A 19,827-nucleotide genomic window follows, 5' to 3' on the forward strand; every position below is an offset into this window, starting at 1 on the left:
AGTACAATAAAGGACTTTGGACAAGCTAAGCTAGTAGGCCTATTGGGTCAAGGAGGAAAAACATTTTGGATGAATTATATACTGTTATGTATGATGGAGAAAACTATTTTAAACATATAATGTCCGATTATGAAAAAGAAGCAGCATCTAAGCTGATTTCTAAACTGGAAATCTCACTTTCAAGTGATTGGGGACTTAACGGATTATACATTAAGTATAGTATAAAAATAGGGTATTATGTAATAGAGGATAATGATAGAGGACATTATTCCATGCTTTCCGGATTTCCAACTAAAGATGGGGATGAAGCCTTTGTAATATTATTAGCTTATGGAACCAATTGTCAAGGATTTAGCTTTGAATCTAAAAATCGAACACAATTTAAAAAAGAGTGGGAAAAGTGCTATAAATTAAAATATGAGGGACGTAAATTCGCATTTGAGTATTCACTAAGAAGGATGGATGAAGTTTTAGGGTATATTCCTGATAAGTTTATAGTCAAGTATGAGAATTATTTAAACATTTGCGGGTTGAAGTGGAAATTTGATAATGCCTTAAAAAGTTTTGTTGAAATATAAGATTCACGATTGACCAGTTAATTATTTGTTAATACATAAAGGAATTTAAAGAATATATATTCCGGAAGTCATGGGTTAAATGGAGGCACTTGATATGAATGAATACCAAAGTATTCTAACCGGTTTAATTGAGCTCAGTAAATTAACAGACCAGATAAAAACAGGTATTATTATAGGTTCAAGATCAAGAACACAACATCCTGCCGATGAGTACTCGGATATAGATATTATAATGCTGGTTGATGATATAGAGCATTTCATAAAATCCGATGAATGGCTGGATAGTTTGGGTAAATACCATATTTCCTTTAGTGAAAATACAATTGCTAATGGAAAAGAACGGCGTGTAGTTTTTGATAATGCACTGGATGCGGATTTTCTCTTTTTGAAGGCAAATGACATTGATAAAATTGAAAAAGATAAAGACTTCAAGGAAATAATTGCAAGATCATATTGCATATTATTTGATAAAATTGGGTTTGATGATGTTTTGAGGAGGATAGCGTTATCACCTGAACAGTATTTCTTGCTATCGGAGAGTGAATTTGTAAATATTGTTAATGACTTTTGGTTTCACTCAATATGGGCTGCAAAAAAAGTGCTGCGTGGCGAACTTTGGGTTGCAAAAAACTGTGTGGATAACTATATGAAAAATATCCTATTACAGATGATAGAACTTTTTACTCATGCTGTTAACGGCTCTTCTTATGACACCTGGCATTGCGGGCGTTTCATAGAACAGTGGGCAGAACCTTGGATAGTGAAGGAATTTCCTAATATATTTGCAGGGTATTCAGCTAATGATATTTTTCGTGCACTATCTAAAAGCATGGATTTATTTCGTAAATTATCTGTCAAAACAGCTGAGAAACTAAATTATATATATCCCAATGAAGCAGATATGTATGCTGCAAATTTTCTGGAAAGCGTTAAGAAATTTCGATAACATATAAAAACATTATTTGCGGTTTAATATCGTGAATCAATATATTAGAGTCGGATAATTTTATTAAGGGGTGATTTTATGGGTAAGTATAAATCATTAAGAATAAAAGCATTGTTTATTGGGGTTTTGATTATTACTCAGTCTATGATATACACTGGCTGTGACAAAAATAGGAATTTGGAAGTAGAAGCTTCATATACTCCTCAAGTTACAGCAGCAAAGGATATTCAGGTGAAAGTAGGGGAGAAAGATGAGTACGGTGGGACAGTAATTGCCATTGACAAATTTGACAATAATTTTAACATAGGGACTCTCACAAGTATATCAAAGGACGGAAGGCATTACTTGTTTCAACTTGATCCGTATGATTTTAAAACTCATGAACCCAGTGATAAGGCCAGACTTGTTATATGGGACAGTGTCGACAAAAAGGTTATTGCCAGCATTGAAGGTAAAATAGCCGCCGCGTATATGAGAAATTCCGTGCTTGATATGGAAAACAAAAGAGTATACTACGGAGATATGAATAGTATTAATTATATTGATTTTAATCAAAAAGAGAAAGTTGATATCCTTAGTAAATACAAAATCCAACCTGGCGATGAATTTATGGACAAGTCTGGAAATCTCCAATACAATGTAGGATTTTTAGCCTTTGACAAGGGAACTTTATTTGTAAACATCAGAACTCAAAAAGATCCGGATAATACAGATTACAGCCTTTATCAGATTAAGGATGAAAAATGTAAAAAGATTAACATAGAAATTAAAGAAAAAATTAGCTTTATGGAAGTTCTCGGGGTTATTGAAGGAAGTAGATTGATGTGTCAAATAAATTCCAAATTTTACATAACCGATCTTGATGGGAATGTAATTGAAGAAAGACCGTTAATAGAAAATAAGGATTTTAAGGTATTGGGATCATCATATATGTATCCTTCATATGACGGTAAAAAGCTGCTTTACAGTCTGGGTAAAACTCCAACGGATTTATATATGTATGACTTTGAAACCAAAGAATTTAAAGTGCTTTGCCCAAGCGGGTTAAATGATTTAGGGGTAAATATACCTTCTATTAGAGAAAAGTATGGTGATTGCGAAGGTTGTTTTTGGGCTGGAAACGATAGGGTTATTGCAAAAATTGGATTGGGAGAAATTTTATTTGGCGGTATGAGAACAGTTATTGCAAAGGAGTATAAAATCGATTAAAAGAAGTAGGTATATATAATTCGTTATTTATTGGAGGATTTAGTAAATCTTGTTTATAACAAATAGAGAAATTTCCTGGTTATGAATACTCAGCAACAAAGTATTCATAACTCTATACGTAGTGTATTCAGCTATTTAAATAGGGGGTACTGGATATGAAAAGGTTAATTTCATTTATTTTGTTTATGGCAATTATTTCTTCGTTTTATCCTTGTAAAGCACTTGCACCCGATTCTGATTTCATATTCGATGAATCAACAAAAACAATAACCGATTATAAAGGATCTGGCGGAGATATAATAATACCAAGCAAAATTAACGGTATATGTGTAGAAAACATTGGTGATGAAGTCTTCTATGGTTGCAAAGGGCTAACAGGTATAACAATACCTTATGGTATAAAAAGTATTGGAAGTTCTGCATTCTGTTACTGTGATGGATTAACAGGTATAACCATACCGGACAGTGTAACAAGTATTGGGGACAAGGCATTTTATGACTGCTATAGATTAACAGGTATAACTATATCAAGTAGTATAACAAGTATTGGAAGTTATACGTTCTATGACTGCCAAGGTTTAACTTATATAACAATACCGGACGGCGTTACAAGTATTGGTGAAGGTGCATTTTACGGCTGCTATGGATTAAAGGAAATAACTATACCAAGCAGTGTAACAAGTATTGGGGATGAGGCATTCTATTACTGCCATGGGTTAACAAGTATAACAATACCAGATAGCGTAACAAACATTGGGAATTCTGCATTCTATTACTGCTATGGATTAACAAGTATAGCAATACCAAACAGTGTAAAAAGTATTGGAGAAGAAGCGTTCTTTTGGTGTACAGGTTTAAAAAATATAACTCTGTCAGACAATGTAACAAGTATAAATAAGGGAACATTCAAGTGCACTGGATTAACAGATATAACAATACCAAGCAGTGTAACAAGCATTGAGGATACTGCATTTATGTATTCCAGTTTAACAGACATAACAATACCAAACAGCGTGACAAGTATTGGGAATAAGGTGTTCAGAGAATGCCCCAATTTAAAAAGTATAACATTGCCAGGAGGTATAACAAGTATTGGTAACGAAGTGTTTTTCCAGTGTGTCGGACTAACAGATATAACAATACCAAGCAGTGTAACAAGTATTGGGAACGCTGCATTTAATTATTGTACCAGTTTAAAAAGCATAACAATACCCAAAAGTGTTTCAAATATTGGAAATGAAGCTTTTAGAAACTGTTATACACTTCAAAATGCTTACTTTAATGGAAATGCTCCGAGCATGGGAACTAATGCATTTGATGATGCAGATTCCCAATTTACCATACATTACTTAAATAGTGCTCCCGGGTTTACAGCACCTACATGGATGGGATATAAATCTGAGCCTTATGATGTACCGACTTCATCGCCATTAACAGTAAATCCTCCGGAACAAACACCGGCAGCAATAGTAACAGCGACATTAACAGCAACACCAACGGCAACACCAACACCAACACAAACAGAAACACAAACAGCAACACCAATGGCAACACCAACACCAAATCAAACAGACAAAAATTCAAGTGTTTCAAATAATGTATCATTACAATCAAATTCAACAACAACACAAAATACATATGCAGCAACGGCAACTGCAACAGCGACAGTAACACCAACCCCTGTACAAACTCCAGCATCTACTGCTATAACCCAAACTCCAACACTCCAAACTCCAACACCCAAAATTACAGAAATACCAACTCCTTTATTACCCAAAGCAATAGTTTTTAGAGATATAGAAGGACATTGGTCAGAGGAATACATAATAGAGATACATAGAAAAGGATTGGTAAACGGATACCCGGATAATACCTTTAATCCTGACGGTAACACAACCCGTGAGGAAATAGCCAAAATAATTGTTCTATATATGGGGTATAAACTTGATGATAAAATTCAGTTGAATTTTTCAGATACTGATAAGATTTCAAATTGGTCTAAAAAATATGTAAGTACAGCAGTCCGCGAAAAAATTATAAACGGCTATAAAGATAATACATTTAAAGGTTCCAGGGAAATAACAAGGGCTGAATTGGCAGTAATACTTATAGAAGCTTTAAAAGAAGACATAGATAAGGGCAGGGAAGAAAAAAAATTTACAGACGAGAAAGACATACCGACATGGGCATTTACAAGTATGAAAAAAGCGGCTCAAAAAGGGATACTTAACGGATATGGCGATGGAACTTTAAGACCGAAGCAAAATATAACCAGAGCCGAAGTATGTTCTGTATTACATAATATTTTGGCGAAGGTTAAAAATTAAACCAATACCATTTATAGCCACTAATTTGTTGTATAAGAATGGCTTGCCAATAGCTTATGAAAATGTAAGGTCACTTATGTAAATATCTCCGGTTCCTCCTTCATCATGCCGTGAAAATTCATTTGTGATTATAAAGTGGATTTCTTCCAAGTTTAAAACATCTTTAATATCAATACGAGGACTAAAACTATTAAAATCCAATATTTTTTGTCCCCATTCTTTTTTACCGTCATATTTTAGTTTATCGTTACTTCCGGGCTTTGTTTTTATATCATTAAATACGTAGTAAGCTTTTTCTTTTCCATTTTTAAAGATAAACAATATATGCATAGTATTAGCTGTGTTATTAATATTTCTTTTAAGCCGAAAAGATATTTGGTTATTTTTTAATAAAACATTATTTATATTGATATAGTTTTCTTTCAGATTGTAAATAAATATGCTGGAACCCTTATTTGTTAGGTCATAATGCAGCTTTACAGCTTTTTTTGAATTATTGTCATATTCTGTTGTTACATTATCCGTATTATAATCCCATTTGAAGACATCTTTATTTGTACTATTAAAGAGTATAAGTGAGGATGGCTTTTTAATAACTCTTGTTGGTACGGGAGTATTGGTGGACATAATGCCGGAAACAGGACTTGCAGGCACAGTTACTGTTGGTATGCGTGAATAAGTGTATATTTTGGTAGGAGTAGGATCTATAGTAGAAATAGTGGCTGAAATACCAGTATTTTTATAAGGAGTATGAATCGGTTCCTGAGTTGGTGCTGAGGAAGTATAAGTAAAAGCAGAATTTGAATTTTTGTTAATGCTATTAACAGGGTAAATATACTTAAATATTATAATTACGGATATTATAAAAGCTAGGGCAGAGCCAAATTGGAATACGTAGTTTTTTTTAACTTTCTTATTAACAGATTTTGATTTTTCTTTTTTAATATCACTTTGGAGATTTTGATGCTTAATTTCATCCCCAACTTTTAAGTTATTATTTAAAGGGGTTACATCATTGTTATTGGTTTTAACATTTTTAAATATACCAATTTCACATAGCACCTGTCTGATAGTTGAGACAGGAATTAACTTTAAATTGCTTTTAATAAGCAGCTCATCAAATTGCGGTTCTTCATTTCTTATCTGTGATAATTCTTGAAGGTTTTGGCTTGGAAAAAAAACAACGTCAAATTTTTCGTTGATAGCTGCTGTGATTTTTTGTTTAATGGAGCTTATTGCGATTACATTACCATATATATCAATTTCTCCTGTAGCAGATATTTTGTCCCATGAAGGAGTATCGCACTGGATATATCCATTGTCAATTATAGATAAGACAAAAGATATGGCATAAGGTAAAGCGGCACTACTGCCGCATACTTGCTGCTCAAAAGGTTTTGGAGAAATAGTAATATACTTTTTCTGTTGATACTTAAGCTCTCCTGAGAATATTTCCATATATGCAGCATTTATAGCTCGTTCAATGGATTGTTTAATATTATTTTGTTTTTGAATAAAGTATATATGGATAGGTGAACCTGAATCATATTCTATAAAATCTATCTTAACAATTTCTGCTGTTGCATTATCAAAAAGTGCATAAACATTCATAATTTTGCCTCATTATTTTGTATTAAAGTGATTAATTTTTTCATTTGTATCACAAAATAAAGTTATAGTCGCTATATTCGCTGGTTATTTTGCTTTGCAAAATGTAAGATTAACAGCACATTTTAGTTAATTATTGACAATATCAATAATTAACTCTTTTAAAACAATATCCGAACTGACACTAAAGCAAAATTCATTTAATCCATCAATATCTTCCTCTCCAATTGGTATTGTTTTACCATTTTTTATATGGCTCACCCTTAGTTTTCCTTTACTGTCAATTAGAACATTGATGACAAGTAAATTTATACATGGATCACTTGCGTATTGTAACAACTTGGCTATATATTTACCTTTTGAAGAAGTCAGTTCAAAATCTTTATTATTGTGACTATCAGCAGCAGCATATTCAAAAGTATCGATATCGGAATCTTTCCATATCTCCTTTATAACATTGGACGATAGTGCTCTTGTGCTGATATAATCATCAAAGTAGTTGTATTGGTTAAGACACTTATCGCAGAAAGCAAAATGTTTATTCAAACTCAATAATTGCTCGTTATCAAGTTCCATTCTGAAATACTTGTAAATAGTGTCCTTGTCAGGACACTTTAAATTTAAATTTTCCATAATTTTATCTCCATTAAACTTCAAAATAATTATTTTTATCTTTAAGAAAAGCTAAAGTCTTGTTAATAATTCTTTCTTTTACTCTTTTGCACCACATAACAATAATTTGAGGTTTATTTTTCTGATCTATGGAGAAATAGTTTTCGAGCAATGTAGAACCTGTCCGAGTACTTAAAATCTTTTCTACAATTTTGGTAAAATCCTCATTGTAATTGCCATATTTATAAACTAAGTCATTAAGCTCACTATCTAAGTCATCCCTTACCGTTTCAAACAGGTATGCTACATATAGCAGAGGAATTTCTGTCTCATATGAATAATTATCTATAAATAAATCAAGCAATATGTCAAGATTTTTTGAAAGCAATTCATTTGCTATTTTGGCTGGTGGATAGTCCTCCAGTAAATTTTTAAAACAGTAACAAATTACCCTGTGCGGATATCCGCCTTCTGCGGCTAATATTTTTAAAGAAGTTAAAACTGAATTACTTATTATAGAAATTTGCTCCGAATAATACTTTTTAAAATGATTCTTTTCTGCTATATAAAAATATTTATAATTATCAATAAATTCAATATATAAATTATTGAAAATATTTATATTACTCTTAAAATAATCCAATAGAAAAATATGAGTTTGGTAATAAATCCATTTATCTAAATCTTTTGACATATGGTCAGGAACATGAAATCTATAACGTTTAAATTCTTTTAAGGCAATTTCCAAGTCCTGCAAATATCTGAATGTTCTTATACGAATGTAGCCAATACATGATGTTTCATACTCAGGGTAATCCATTATGGTAACATAAGCTTTTGAATTGTTTGGCATGATTACCTCCAAATGGTTTAATAATCATTATATATCATATTGTAAAAACAATAACAATATATTTTTAAAGATTTTTTTACTGTTAGTGATTTTAAAATTGGATGCATAATGAAATTGTCAGATGAGTACCGGCCGGTGTGAATTATATGAATTTAAACAACAAAAAAAGATTGATTTTAAAGGAGGATAAGATTATGAAAAGATTTATCGTATTTTTAGTAATGTTAAGCTTTATTATTGCAAGTTCAATCCAATCTTTCGCTTTACCCCTTGGTCAGTATTCTATAGATGGGCCGGATATTATATACTACAATGGTAAAATGTATATTGCCTGGGCGGGTACAGACAACCCAAAGTACCCGCATTATGTTAATTTCATGTCTTCAACGAATGGCGGTAAAACATTTGGTTTGCATGGGGTGCTTCCTTGGGCAGAAACCCGCAGTAAACCTTCGTTAGCACAAGCAAATGGTAAATTTTTTATAGCTTATACAGAACTGGATGGTGCTATTAGCATAACCTGGAATGACGATACTTACATGAATTTTTCGTATAAATACACAATACCAGATGAATATGCACTCCAGGGTACATCACCGTCTATTGCCAGTTCAGGAAATACACTTTTTTTAGCCTGGACAGGCACAGATAAGAGACTGAATACATTATCCATGGATGTAAGCCAATGCAATAAAAGAATATTCTCAGTGTACTCAAAAACCACTCTTTATGAATACAGCAATTATGGACCTAGCATAAGTTTTGGAGCTGCTACACTTTGTCTGGCCTGGACAGACTATAACAAAAGAATTAATGTTATGACCAAAAACGTAAATTACTCCACATGGACAAATAAGAATGTACTAAATGAATATGCAAAAAGATCTCCAACTTGTAAATTCAAATATCGCTTAATTTCATCCGGGAATTTTCAATTATGCTGGACAGGTACGGATAATTGTTTAAATTCTGTAGTTTCTTTAGATGGTTTATCATATACAGGAAAAAAGACATCTGATCAAACGAGCTATTATGCACCTTCAGTGTGGCCTTTGATTTACTCCAACAACAGTAATTATTCTGCATATTATGTTTGGACAGGTACAGACAGTCAACTCAACTTTTCCAGCACATTTTAATTATTGTCAGATGAGTGTCGACCGGGATGAATTACCTTACATTCATATATCAAGATTAATTTAAAAAACAAAATGGGAGGTTATTTTATGAGAAATTATAAAAATTTAATTTTTGCAACACTTTTTCTTATAGTAATAATGTTGGCATCAAGTCAGGCAAGTGCTGCAATTCCTGATAAGGTAGATTGGTCAGGTAAGCAGACAAGTATCAAGAATCAGTATGACAGGCGAACATGTTTTGATTTTGCCATTATTGCAGCTTTAGAAGCCAGATACAATCGTGATTATAATATGACACTTGATTTATCTGAACAGTATTTACACCACCTGATAAAATCCTCATGGCTTGATGTTATTCCGCCAAACTATACACCCAATTATTTGTACGAAAATCAGGTATCATATTGGGGAGGAGGAAGCTCCGATTGTGTATCTTTCACAAGAGATTATGATATCTGTGCTGAAAATGATATAAATTACAACTCTACACTGGGAATAAACAGAGGTTATTTGGGTCAAAGTGAAATGGAATCCCTTAAAAATTATATAAATGCACGGACCAACAACGCATGCGGAGATTTTGCCTGGTTGCCTGACCCAAAGGATAACAAAGTAACTCAAGCTCAGGTAGATGCTTTTGAATATTCCCCATACTACATTCCCACAAGTGCAAGGACTGGAGCGATTTATGGTGTGGAAAGCTTTGCAAGGCTCAATTCTCCAAATGTGAGTGCAAATATTGAACAGGTTATAGCAAATGGATATGATGTTATTCTTGATTTCAATACAAACTGGTATAGGGATCGGTACGGAGTATACCAATATTCAGGTACTAGCGGAGGGGAAAGTCACTGTGTTCTTGTTGTTGGATATGACAGGCCAAACAGAATATTTATTGTCAAAAACTCATGGGGTGAAAGTTCCATGATCCGTGTTAAATATGATGTTTTCGAAAAAAACGCAACGGGTGCACACTACATAACAAAAGTTAAAGCTCCTGTATCGTACAGCAATCAGAAAAGCAGACTTTTAGGTGTGTTTAACCTTAACAATGACAGTTTAAGGGGTAAACTTGTTATCCGCAGGTTACCTAATTATTCAAATGTACCAGCCAGATTGGGCCACTTTATTGATGCAAATGGGAATTATAAGGCAATAAACGGATATTTTTCAACTGAGACAAAGGGTATTACATTTTCGATTGCAGACAGCAGGTATACAGAACCGGGAATCATGACAGGCAAGTATTTTTATACGGATGATTATTCATGGAACACTATTCATGCAGCTCCTGACTTTATTGTAAGAGATTCTTCAGGAAAAATGATACTTTATCCTTTTCATAATGGAACATTTTACGGCAATACACCAATACAGGTTGGTAATGATTGGAGTTTTACACACTACCTTGTTGGTAATTGGACTGGTGACGGAACACATGATTTGATTGTAAGAAACAGTCTTGGAGAATTGTACCTGTATCCTTTCCGAAACAATACCTTCTACGGAAATACTCCCATAAAGCTGGGAAGCGGCTTCAATTATACTGATTATTTGGTTGGCAATTGGACCGGTGATGGAACTGACGATCTTATTGTAAGAACGGCTTCAGGAGACTTATATCTTATAATTATTCGAAATAATTCCATTTCCGCAAGCCCAATAAAAGTAGGAAACGGTTTTATCAATATGACTGATTACTTGGTTGGCAATTGGACCGGTGACGGAACTTCAGACTTGATAATAAGAAATGCTAATGGTGAATTGTATTTGTACCAGTTCCGAAACAATACTTTCTATGGAAATGTTTCTGGAAAAGTTGGAGAAGGTTTCAATGGTGTAGTAAATTATTTGGTCGGTAACTGGACAAATGATGGTACTGATGATCTGATAGTAAGATTTTCTTCAGGAGACCTGTGGCTTTATACCTTCAGAAACAATACATTTTATGGCAATTACTCTGCTAAGGTAGGCAATGAATTTAATAGTTTTACTGATATTTATGTTGGAAACTGGTTCTGTGACGGTACTTCCGATATTATAGCAAGAACCGGTTCCGGGGATATGATGCTTTACCAATTTAAAAACAATACACTTTATGGAAATAATTCGTATAAGGTTGGAAACGATTTTAATTTTTCGAATTATCTTGTTGGAAATTGGTCAGGTAAATAATATCTTTCTCTCAACGAGCTACAAAATTTATCGTTGAACCAATAAAAAAATAAACCCTCAAGTTAAAACTTGGAGGTTTATTTTTTTATCTAGGAAATTATGGTGCATTCAATACAAGGTAAAGATGTGATCTAGAAATACCCTGTAAATAGAAGCCCTCCAATATTTGCAGGATTGCCATTCAACATGATGTACATGCCTCTATAACTCAAGTGCTTTTCATATACAATGACTTCTTCGGTACTTCCATCCTTAAACGTGAATTTAAACTCAATTACCTTGTTTTCAATTCTCTTATTCTTGCCAGGAGCCAATTTTTCTCTAGCAAAAGCATTCAGTACCCTTGCTGCCTTATATACCTGCTGGGGCTGATCACTCTGTTCGCCGTTAACCTCTACCTTTACTGCATTAAGAAGATAATTCAAACTGTTTTTATCAATGTTAGCCGTTACCGGAATTAATGTTTTCAAGTGTTGTATGAATTCTTTATTTACCTTTATAAATTTAATGGGCGGCCCTTCACGTTTTAGACCATATGAAACTAGCTTTTCATCGGGAATTTGTATCATAAGTGTATCATCTCCGGTAACTATGAAGTTAAATTTGCAGAATGAAGACTTGTAATATTTATAAGGCGGTTCAGTGTCTTCGTTCATATAGAAATCACCATTTCCGTCTAAAAACTGCAGTGTATAGAAGGGATATACAGCTTCCCTGAAAGTTGTGAGTCCGCCATCAAACACTTGATAACCTGTTACTGCGGTAAGTTTATCAGAAAGCTCATTTCTTTGCTTTGAAGTAAGCTTAATTTGTTTGCCTAAGTCCAATGCACAAAGATTTAAATCTTCCCATTCTTCTATTTCCTTTTTAATTTTTTGTGTCAGCGATTTCAGATCTATCTCTGGGTTTGCCAGCTTCTGAGCTTCCTCAGAAGTAAAAGAGGATTTTATATCCTTTAACTTAACCCAACCAATAAACCCGTTAAATCCACCTGCTACCTTAGTCCAGCCAAATGTGCCTGTGGTACGGTCTAGAAGAATGGTAACTGGTGCAACATTACTCTTTAATATATTGTCTAACGGCGGATAGTCTGAATTTGGATTGGTTGTATCATATATCCTGAAAGGCCTGGTAATAAATCCCTGGTTTACTTTTATCCCAGGTTTGTATGCCGCATAATCTTCGTTTTTGATCCATCCGACATCGGAATAGTCTGTCATTGCTCTTCCTGAAATAATCTTTATGAGGCTCCATTGTCCATCTTTCCGTATAACACTTATTAGATTTCCCTGTGATGCTATTGAAACGGTAGAGCTATTTTCATCAGGCAGCTGTTTTAGGTGGTATGTACCATCACTCCTGTTTTTTCCTGTTATCACACTATTAAACTGAACTGCATCGTTAACTGTACATTCATCGAAATTAACAGCATGATCAAATCCTGTAGAAATTGAATCCAAGTTAAGCCAGAATTCAGTTTGATTTTCAGGAAGCAGAACTTCCGTACGCTCGTTTGAAAGCTCAGGTGTCAGCTTTGCAAGATACCAACCTGCATCTTTATTATACCTTCCGATTACACTTATAACCCTGCCATAGGGTATTTTTACTACATTATCATAGTTTTCACCAGGTCCTTGCTTTCCCCAAACTTCTTTTGTAACAAAGGTGTTGAAAGCCGCATTTGTTATATTATTCTTCTCAAGCACATTTTTAGTAAGCAAAGTTTCGATAAGCTCACCGTTTTTATATGAATAGTAGTGTTTACCGTTTTTATTTCCACTTTCAAATACTATATTTTCTGTTCCTCTGTTTATAAGGTTAGCATACTCATTTCCTGTAGCCTCGGCAACATCCAGCTTTTCAAAACGGTCGCCATACCACTCGTATATTAAGACAAATGGCGGCAAGCTTCCAACGGATGTGGTGACCAATTCGATATCACCATCCAAATCAACATCCATGACTTCGGTATGGTTTGTATCTAAAAGCTGCAGCCATCTCCCAGATGCCCTTTCCAAACCGATTACTTTATACAATGATGAAGACGCACCCGATTGGCCTTTTATTACAATTTCATTAATTCCGTCTTTATTTAAATCCTGGGATATAATTTCTGTTTTTATTATGCCATAGTTGCTTATATTTCCTATTTCATACAAATCCTTTCCGTCATCAAGAAAGGCTAGAACTTCCCCGGTTGCAGTTTTGGAAGATATTGGACTGGTGTCGGGTTTTACATATAGTTTTATAATGATTTGCTCCCTGTTTCCAGCATCCTTTACAACCACATCTTCTGATAAACTCCAGCCCTCAGGAGGTGTAGCTTTTTTTAATCCTACTGTTGGTTCAGCCTTGAAGAATTTGCTCTTTTTAACTTCTTTTTTATTATCATCTTTATCTGTTTCATCATGCTTCAATACCATTTGTTCAAGAGATGACAATACATCTGAAATTTGCTCCCGATTATTTAAAGCCGCAGCAGCAATAATTATTACAAGAACAACTGCAGCCATTGGCTTTAAAACAGGTGCCAGCTTAAATAGAACCGCTCCAACTTTATATTTTGATTTTTTTTCATTATATCTACTCTTATCAATTGATTCCATTACCTTTAAATATGTGGTGCCGTCATTTTTAACATCTTCTTTTATATAACCATCTGTTAATTTTAGTGCTGCAAGATGATTCCGGCAGTCCTCGCATATTTCAAGGTGCTTTTGAAGTTGTTCTTTTTCCTGGTCACACATGCGGCCATCCAGGTATCCTATCAGTTCTTCCAAACTATATGTGCACTTCATTATAAACACCCCTTCCTTTCATTTCATTATACTTCTTGCAAATAAACTGTTTGGCACGCTGGACCTTCATTTTTGCAGCTTCAGGTGTAACCTCCAAAATATCTGCAATCTCTTTATACGAAAAACCCTGTACATGTTTTAATACAAGTGCAATTTTTTGGTCGTCTTTCAACCCGTTTATTAGCTTGATTATAAGAAGCCTCTGTTCTTTGACTTCGTAAGCAACATCGGGATAATCCAATATACTGCATGAAATATCGTCAATCGCTTCATTGTTAACATTTTCCGGGTTTTTCTTTTTCTTCTTATAATGCGTTTTAAAGACATTCACTGCAATATTATAAAGCCATGTAGAGAAATTCCACCTGTTGTTATATTTGTAAAGGTTGTTATAAACTCGTATAAAAACTTCCTGCAAAATATCCTCGGTATCTTCTTTTGATACCGTCAATTTATATATGAACTTGTATAACTGATCCTGATAACATTGAACCAGTATAGAAAAAGAGTCGGTATTTCCATCGAGAACATTTTCTATCAATACATTGTCTCTGTTCAAAATTCATCCCCACCATCCCATTAAAATCTTAATTCCATAACCGGTTATTTTTGCTTTCACCTAATTATACTTAAAATATTGAAATAAGTAACAAAAATTTAAAAGGCTGTTGGTTGTTTCATTAATTTCACATTTTAAAATTAAACAATATATCATATTGGCATTGGTTTGGTATAATTATAAATATGTATAAGTTGAATATATTTACCAATACTTAGGATATAAAGGTTGCAGGGAAAGATTTAAGTGGAGATTATTGAGGGAGGGTAAAACTATGTATGGTCTTGCTTTAGAAGGCGGAGGAGCAAAGGGAGCTTACCATATGGGAGTATTAAAAGCATTTCTCGAATGTGGGTACAAATTCGGAGGGATTACAGGTACTTCGATAGGTGCATTAAATGCTGCTATAATTGCTCAAGGTGATTTTGAAACAGGCTATAAACTGTGGGAAAATTTAGATCCAACTCAACTTTTTGATATCAGCAAAGAAGATTATGAAAAATTATCAAATAAAGAGATAAGTAAAGAAGTTATTACTAAGTTGTTTTCAAAATTCAGAAACGTTGTAAAAAATAAAGGTATCAATAGAAATAAAATGAGGCAGGTAATATCCAATAATATTGATGAAGAAAAGCTGAGAAAATCAATGACAGACTTTGGTTTGGTTACTGTTTCTCTTACGGATAGAAAGCCTGTAGAAGTTTATAAAGAGGATATTCCAAATGGTAAAGTAGTGGATTACCTTATGGCTAGTTCCGGTTTGCCGGGGTTTAAATTAGAACCCTTGGAAGGTAAATATTATATTGATGGTGCTTTTTATGATAATTGCCCGATAAACTTGTTGGCAGGGAAGGGATATACCGATATAATCGCTGTAAGGACAGGGGCTATTGGATTAACTCAAAAAATAAAATATAACAATCTTAATGTTATAGAAATAATTCCATCTGAAAACCTGGGAAGCATGATGAATTTCAATAATAAATTGATACGACGAAACCTTAAAATGGGATATTTTGATGCAATGAGATATATTAAATCATTGTGTGGTAAAAAGTATTATGTAATTCCTACAAAAGATGAAATAGTTTTCAAGATGCTCTCTCAATTATCTGATGAGTTAATTATTCACATTGGAGAATTGTGGGGCATATCTGATATTTCGCCAAAAAGGATGCTATTTGAAAGGATTATTCCTATTTTAGCCAATCGGCTCAAAATTCAGCCTTGTGAAACATATCAGGATTTACTAATAAAACTTCTTGAAGTAACAGCACAAAAATACGAAATAGAACGGTTTAGGATTTATTCATTTGAAGATTTTCTGAATCAGGTAAGTAATATTTCTATTACAAACAGTACAAATAGAAGAAAGTTTTCAAAAACTGAAATAATAAATGAATTGGGGAAGATAAACTTACTTAGTGAAACTGCTGTAAAAATCATTAATTCTATAAAGAGTACTGCAAATAATTGATGCAGAAAGATTAATAAGATGCAAAAAGGATTATGGCTAATCCTTTTTGCATCTCTAATTCTAATACTTTAATGATCTAACTATTAAATTTGTGGACAAACAGGAAAATGATCTTCAATGTTTAAAATATGTCTGTTAATTAATGTTAAGTCACCAGAGTTTACAACCTGATCTCCATTAACATCTGCTGCTGCGAATTCTCTGCTGGTTAAGTAAACTGAACCAAGTATGTAGTTGCTAACCTTTGTCTTATCAGCATCTGTAACTAACTGATCTCCGGTTACATCACCATAATATACTGTATATGAAGAACCTGCAGGGAAAGATGTTATATTTCCCAGCAGATAGTCCTTAAGCATATTATAGTCAGCCATTGTTATTGCAGCATTATAATCTACATCAGCAGCTATACACTGTAAGTTATCAAAATATACCAAACAATCTATTTCCTGCTTTAATAATAATAGATCTATTGCGTTTACTGAACCATCAAGATTTACATCACCGATTGTTACTGTTTCAGTACATGAATGTGCTGCAAAAGCAGGTAAACTAGTACCCATTACAGTTACAAATAAACCAAGTCCTACAAGTAATGATCCAATTCTTTTTTTCATAATTCTTCTCCTCCTGAAATTAACAATTTGGGAATTATTATTGAAGCCGGCCGGCTAACAATCTAAAACCTGATCTAATATTACCTAAAATGTTTATTAATGTAAATATATCGTTCGTAATAACCTTTTGTTACATATGTAAATGACTGGTGTATATGACAATTGTAATTTACACTAATAATATTATGTCTACAAACAATATGCAAAAAATGATTTTTATGATATAATAACCTAAAATTCTCTATAAATTAGTGCTATATTACATTATAATTAATTATCTAAGATATGGAGTAACTTGTTATGTTAATGATTTTACAGCAATATAAAGAGCAAATATTTAATATAGTTGAGTCTGTCTATATGCTTTTATTTTTTACAATTATTGTTGGGCGGAGAGATTTCTTTTACAAAAACAAAGTTGGGACAATAATTTATATTTCTATATATACTATATGTGGATATTTGATAGACACTTACATTCCAAAGGGGTACAGTACTTTAATGTATAGTTTATTCCTTTATGTTATATTTCTCTGTTTGGTTAAAACAAAGCTTCTTCAGACCTTGTATGCATTATTTATATGTTTCACAATATTTTTTTCAACCGAAATTTTAGTTTCCATGTTTTTTTCCTTATATATATTTGAAAAGAATTTGTTATCAGTAAAAGATGATATTAAGAACTTTGTAATTATTGGAATATCTTTTTCTGTATTAAGACTCATTATTATTTGTTTTCTTTATAAATACAAAATTAGTATAAGCAGCTTTAGTTTCTTCAGAAAGTTAAATCCTTTTTTTGTGGCAATTATTATCCATTTAGTTATAATATTTGCATTTATAAACTTTACAATTTTAGGAAAATACGAGAAATCTCCGATTTTATATGAGTATTTTAGTTATATTATTATGGTAAGTAGTATTTTTATGAGTTTTTTTCTTTTTAGATCAAAAGAAAAGCAATTAAAATTACAGTATGAATTGGAATATAAAGAAAAGCTGGCAATAGCCAATGAAAGAAACCGTATCTCCAGAGAGCTCCATGACACACTGGGACATACTTTAACATTGCTGGTTACATTGATTAAATCAAGTAGAATTAATATAAAAAAAGATCCAGAGGAAACTGAGAATAAGTTAATTCAAGCTGCCGATATTGCTTCAGAAGGTTTAAAACAAATAAGAACTTCAATATCAGGGTGGTTACCAGAAAAATTAAATTCAGGCCAAATTACCTATGAAATTAGAAAACTAATTGAATTTGCTAAAGATACTGGTATAGATATTGACTTTAGTGTATATGGGAAAGAAAGAATAAACGCCCCAGTTTATTCTGAAGTTTTATATAAAATATGCAGGGAGGCCATAACCAACTCACTTCGGCATGGTAAAGCCACTAAAATTATAGTAATACTAAAGTTTAAGCAAAAGGAGATACAACTGTTTGTAAATGATGATGGAATTGGATGTAGAAATATTAAAAAGGGCTTTGGTTTGATTGGACTTGAAGAAAGAGTCAAGGATATAAATGGAACTTTATCTTATGGGACAAGCGGCAATAGAGGATTTAATATTCATGCAAAAATTCCAAATAAGGTGATTTCTTAAAAATAATTGATCAACTGGAGATTTTGAAAAATATTCATTTTAATGCTCTACAATATAAAAATTGACCAAGGAAATTTTTGAAATCTCTTAAGCAAGGAGGGTTAAGATGATTAAAGTTATTATAGCAGACGACAGCGTAATTGTAAGAAGCGGATTAAAGGATATTATTGAACAAGATAGTGAAATAGAGGTTATTGGACTTGCAACAAACGGGAACGAAGCTTTGGATCTATGTGAAAAAAATCAACCCGACCTAATTCTTATGGATATAAAAATGCCAGTATGTGACGGGGTTGAGGGAACTAAACTTATAAAAGATAAGTACTCCTCTGTAAAGGTTATAATAGTTACTACCTTTGATGATGATTCATATATTAATGATGCTTTAAAAAACGGTGCTGATGGATATGTTTTAAAAGATATCAGCGATGAGGACCTTATAAGGACTATCAAAAATACAATAAACGGATTTAGTACTGTTCCTGGAAAGATATTTCATAATTTTATTGTTAAAAATTTAACGAATAATAAATCCTTAAACTCTATAGGTTGCCCATACGCAGGAAACCTTACAACGAGGGAAAAAGAAATAATCAAATTAATAGTAGATGGAAAAGACAATAGGGAAATTGCTAAAAACCTTTATCTTGTTGAGGGAACAGTTAGAAATATGGTTCATACAATATTAAGTAAGCTTAAACTTAAAGACCGTACACAATTGGCGGTCTACGCAATTAAAAATGATATCGCTTAATGAATAAATAATAATATATTATGGAGTATTTTTATGTTAATGTTTTTACAGCAATACAAAGAACAAATATTTAATATAGTTGAATCTATACATATACTGTTATTTTTTACAATAATAGTTGGTCGTAAAGATTTCTTTTATAAAAACAAAATTGGTACAGTAACCTTTATTTTGCTATTTACAATCTGTGGGTTTTTGATAGATGTGAATATTCCTAAAGGCTACAATACTTTGGTTTACGCATTGTATCTTTATGCCGTATTTGCTCTTTTAATCAATGAAACACTTTTTGACATTTTTTAGCATTGTTCTTATGCATTGCTTTTATCGTTATAAGTGAAATTGTTGTTTCAATGTTTTTTTCAACCTTCATAATAAAAAAGGGCATTAAAATCATGTTATATGATTTAAAGTACTTTTCAATCGTGGCATCATTTCTCTCCGTCATCAGGTTTTTTATAATTTATTTTCTGTACAAAAGTAGTTTTAATTTAAAAAAATCATTTTTTTTTAAAAGGTTAACTCCGTTTTTACTTGCAATTATAGCTCAGATGTTTGTATTCTCTA

General features: G+C 32.6%; 16 protein-coding genes. 10 read left to right on the forward strand and 6 right to left on the reverse strand.

What is annotated here, in order from left to right:
* Nucleotides 1-65 precede the first annotated feature (65 nt).
* The 4 genes from Bccel_RS03910 (at nt 66) to Bccel_RS03925 (ending at nt 5,060) form a co-directional block, all read left to right on the forward strand.
* Nucleotides 66-578 (forward strand): hypothetical protein, encoded by a 513-nt coding sequence (locus Bccel_RS03910; RefSeq protein WP_036940985.1) that lies wholly within the window; start codon nt 66-68, stop codon nt 576-578.
* A 94-nt stretch (nt 579-672) separates the two neighbouring features.
* A complete protein-coding gene (locus Bccel_RS03915) occupies nt 673-1,524 on the forward strand; it encodes an aminoglycoside 6-adenylyltransferase (protein WP_036940982.1) in 852 nt (283 codons plus the stop codon).
* A gap of 78 nt (nt 1,525-1,602) precedes the next feature.
* Nucleotides 1,603-2,733, forward strand: coding sequence for a hypothetical protein (locus Bccel_RS03920; RefSeq protein ID WP_036940979.1), 1,131 nt, complete (start codon nt 1,603-1,605; stop codon nt 2,731-2,733).
* Nucleotides 2,734-2,888: 155 nt separating this feature from the next.
* Complete coding sequence (locus tag Bccel_RS03925; RefSeq protein ID WP_050753076.1) at nt 2,889-5,060, forward strand: leucine-rich repeat protein; 2,172 nt, start codon at nt 2,889-2,891, stop codon at nt 5,058-5,060.
* 54 nt (nt 5,061-5,114) lie between these two features.
* Here the strand turns inward: Bccel_RS03925 and Bccel_RS03930 are convergent, their stop codons facing one another.
* The 3 genes from Bccel_RS03930 to Bccel_RS03940 form a co-directional block, all read right to left on the reverse strand.
* Nucleotides 5,115-6,671, reverse strand: a complete 1,557-nt coding sequence (locus tag Bccel_RS03930; RefSeq protein WP_036940976.1) for a S16 family serine protease — start codon at nt 6,669-6,671, stop codon at nt 5,115-5,117.
* A 126-nt stretch (nt 6,672-6,797) separates the two neighbouring features.
* A complete protein-coding gene (locus tag Bccel_RS03935; protein ID WP_036940973.1) occupies nt 6,798-7,301 on the reverse strand; it encodes a hypothetical protein in 504 nt (167 codons plus the stop codon).
* A gap of 13 nt (nt 7,302-7,314) precedes the next feature.
* On the reverse strand, nt 7,315-8,133 hold the full coding sequence (locus Bccel_RS03940; RefSeq protein ID WP_036940971.1) for a hypothetical protein: 819 nt from the start codon (nt 8,131-8,133) through the stop codon (nt 7,315-7,317).
* 194 nt (nt 8,134-8,327) lie between these two features.
* Here Bccel_RS03940 and Bccel_RS03945 point away from each other — a divergent pair, with 194 nt between their 5' ends.
* Both Bccel_RS03945 and Bccel_RS03950 read left to right on the forward strand, forming a co-directional pair.
* Nucleotides 8,328-9,272 carry a hypothetical protein gene (locus Bccel_RS03945; RefSeq protein WP_036940968.1) on the forward strand — a complete coding sequence of 315 codons (945 nt, stop codon included), beginning with the start codon at nt 8,328-8,330 and terminating at the stop codon, nt 9,270-9,272.
* A gap of 87 nt (nt 9,273-9,359) precedes the next feature.
* A complete protein-coding gene (locus Bccel_RS03950; protein ID WP_036940965.1) occupies nt 9,360-11,447 on the forward strand; it encodes an FG-GAP-like repeat-containing protein in 2,088 nt (695 codons plus the stop codon).
* Nucleotides 11,448-11,578: 131 nt separating this feature from the next.
* On the opposite strand, the gene Bccel_RS03955 is transcribed toward Bccel_RS03950, so the two are convergent.
* The gene (locus Bccel_RS03955; protein ID WP_050753077.1) at nt 11,579-14,245 is read right to left on the reverse strand and encodes an anti-sigma factor family protein; all 2,667 of its coding nucleotides are present in this window, start codon (nt 14,243-14,245) and stop codon (nt 11,579-11,581) included.
* Nucleotides 14,229-14,804 (reverse strand): RNA polymerase sigma factor, encoded by a 576-nt coding sequence (locus Bccel_RS03960; protein WP_036940962.1) that lies wholly within the window; start codon nt 14,802-14,804, stop codon nt 14,229-14,231. Before Bccel_RS03960 ends, Bccel_RS03955 begins: the two co-directional genes overlap by 17 nt.
* Before the next feature lie 274 nt (nt 14,805-15,078).
* On the opposite strand from Bccel_RS03960, the gene Bccel_RS03965 reads away from it, so the two are divergent.
* Nucleotides 15,079-16,281, forward strand: a complete 1,203-nt coding sequence (locus tag Bccel_RS03965) for a patatin-like phospholipase family protein (RefSeq protein ID WP_036940959.1) — start codon at nt 15,079-15,081, stop codon at nt 16,279-16,281.
* An 83-nt stretch (nt 16,282-16,364) separates the two neighbouring features.
* Here the strand turns inward: Bccel_RS03965 and Bccel_RS03970 are convergent, their stop codons facing one another.
* Nucleotides 16,365-16,898: a dockerin type I repeat-containing protein gene (locus Bccel_RS03970; RefSeq protein WP_036940956.1), complete on the reverse strand. Its 534-nt coding sequence runs from the start codon at nt 16,896-16,898 to the stop codon at nt 16,365-16,367.
* A gap of 981 nt (nt 16,899-17,879) precedes the next feature.
* On the opposite strand from Bccel_RS03970, the gene Bccel_RS30065 reads away from it, so the two are divergent.
* From Bccel_RS30065 to Bccel_RS03985, 3 genes are all read left to right on the forward strand, one after another.
* Nucleotides 17,880-18,506, forward strand: a complete 627-nt coding sequence (locus tag Bccel_RS30065) for a sensor histidine kinase (RefSeq protein WP_160317687.1) — start codon at nt 17,880-17,882, stop codon at nt 18,504-18,506.
* 106 nt (nt 18,507-18,612) lie between these two features.
* The gene (locus Bccel_RS03980; protein WP_036940950.1) at nt 18,613-19,260 is read left to right on the forward strand and encodes a response regulator; all 648 of its coding nucleotides are present in this window, start codon (nt 18,613-18,615) and stop codon (nt 19,258-19,260) included.
* A 33-nt stretch (nt 19,261-19,293) separates the two neighbouring features.
* On the forward strand, nt 19,294-19,563 hold the full coding sequence (locus tag Bccel_RS03985) for a hypothetical protein (protein WP_050753078.1): 270 nt from the start codon (nt 19,294-19,296) through the stop codon (nt 19,561-19,563).
* Nucleotides 19,564-19,827 lie beyond the last annotated feature (264 nt).

This window comes from Pseudobacteroides cellulosolvens ATCC 35603 = DSM 2933 (genome assembly GCF_001262605.1).
Classification (GTDB): domain Bacteria; phylum Bacillota; class Clostridia; order Acetivibrionales; family DSM-2933; genus Pseudobacteroides; species Pseudobacteroides cellulosolvens.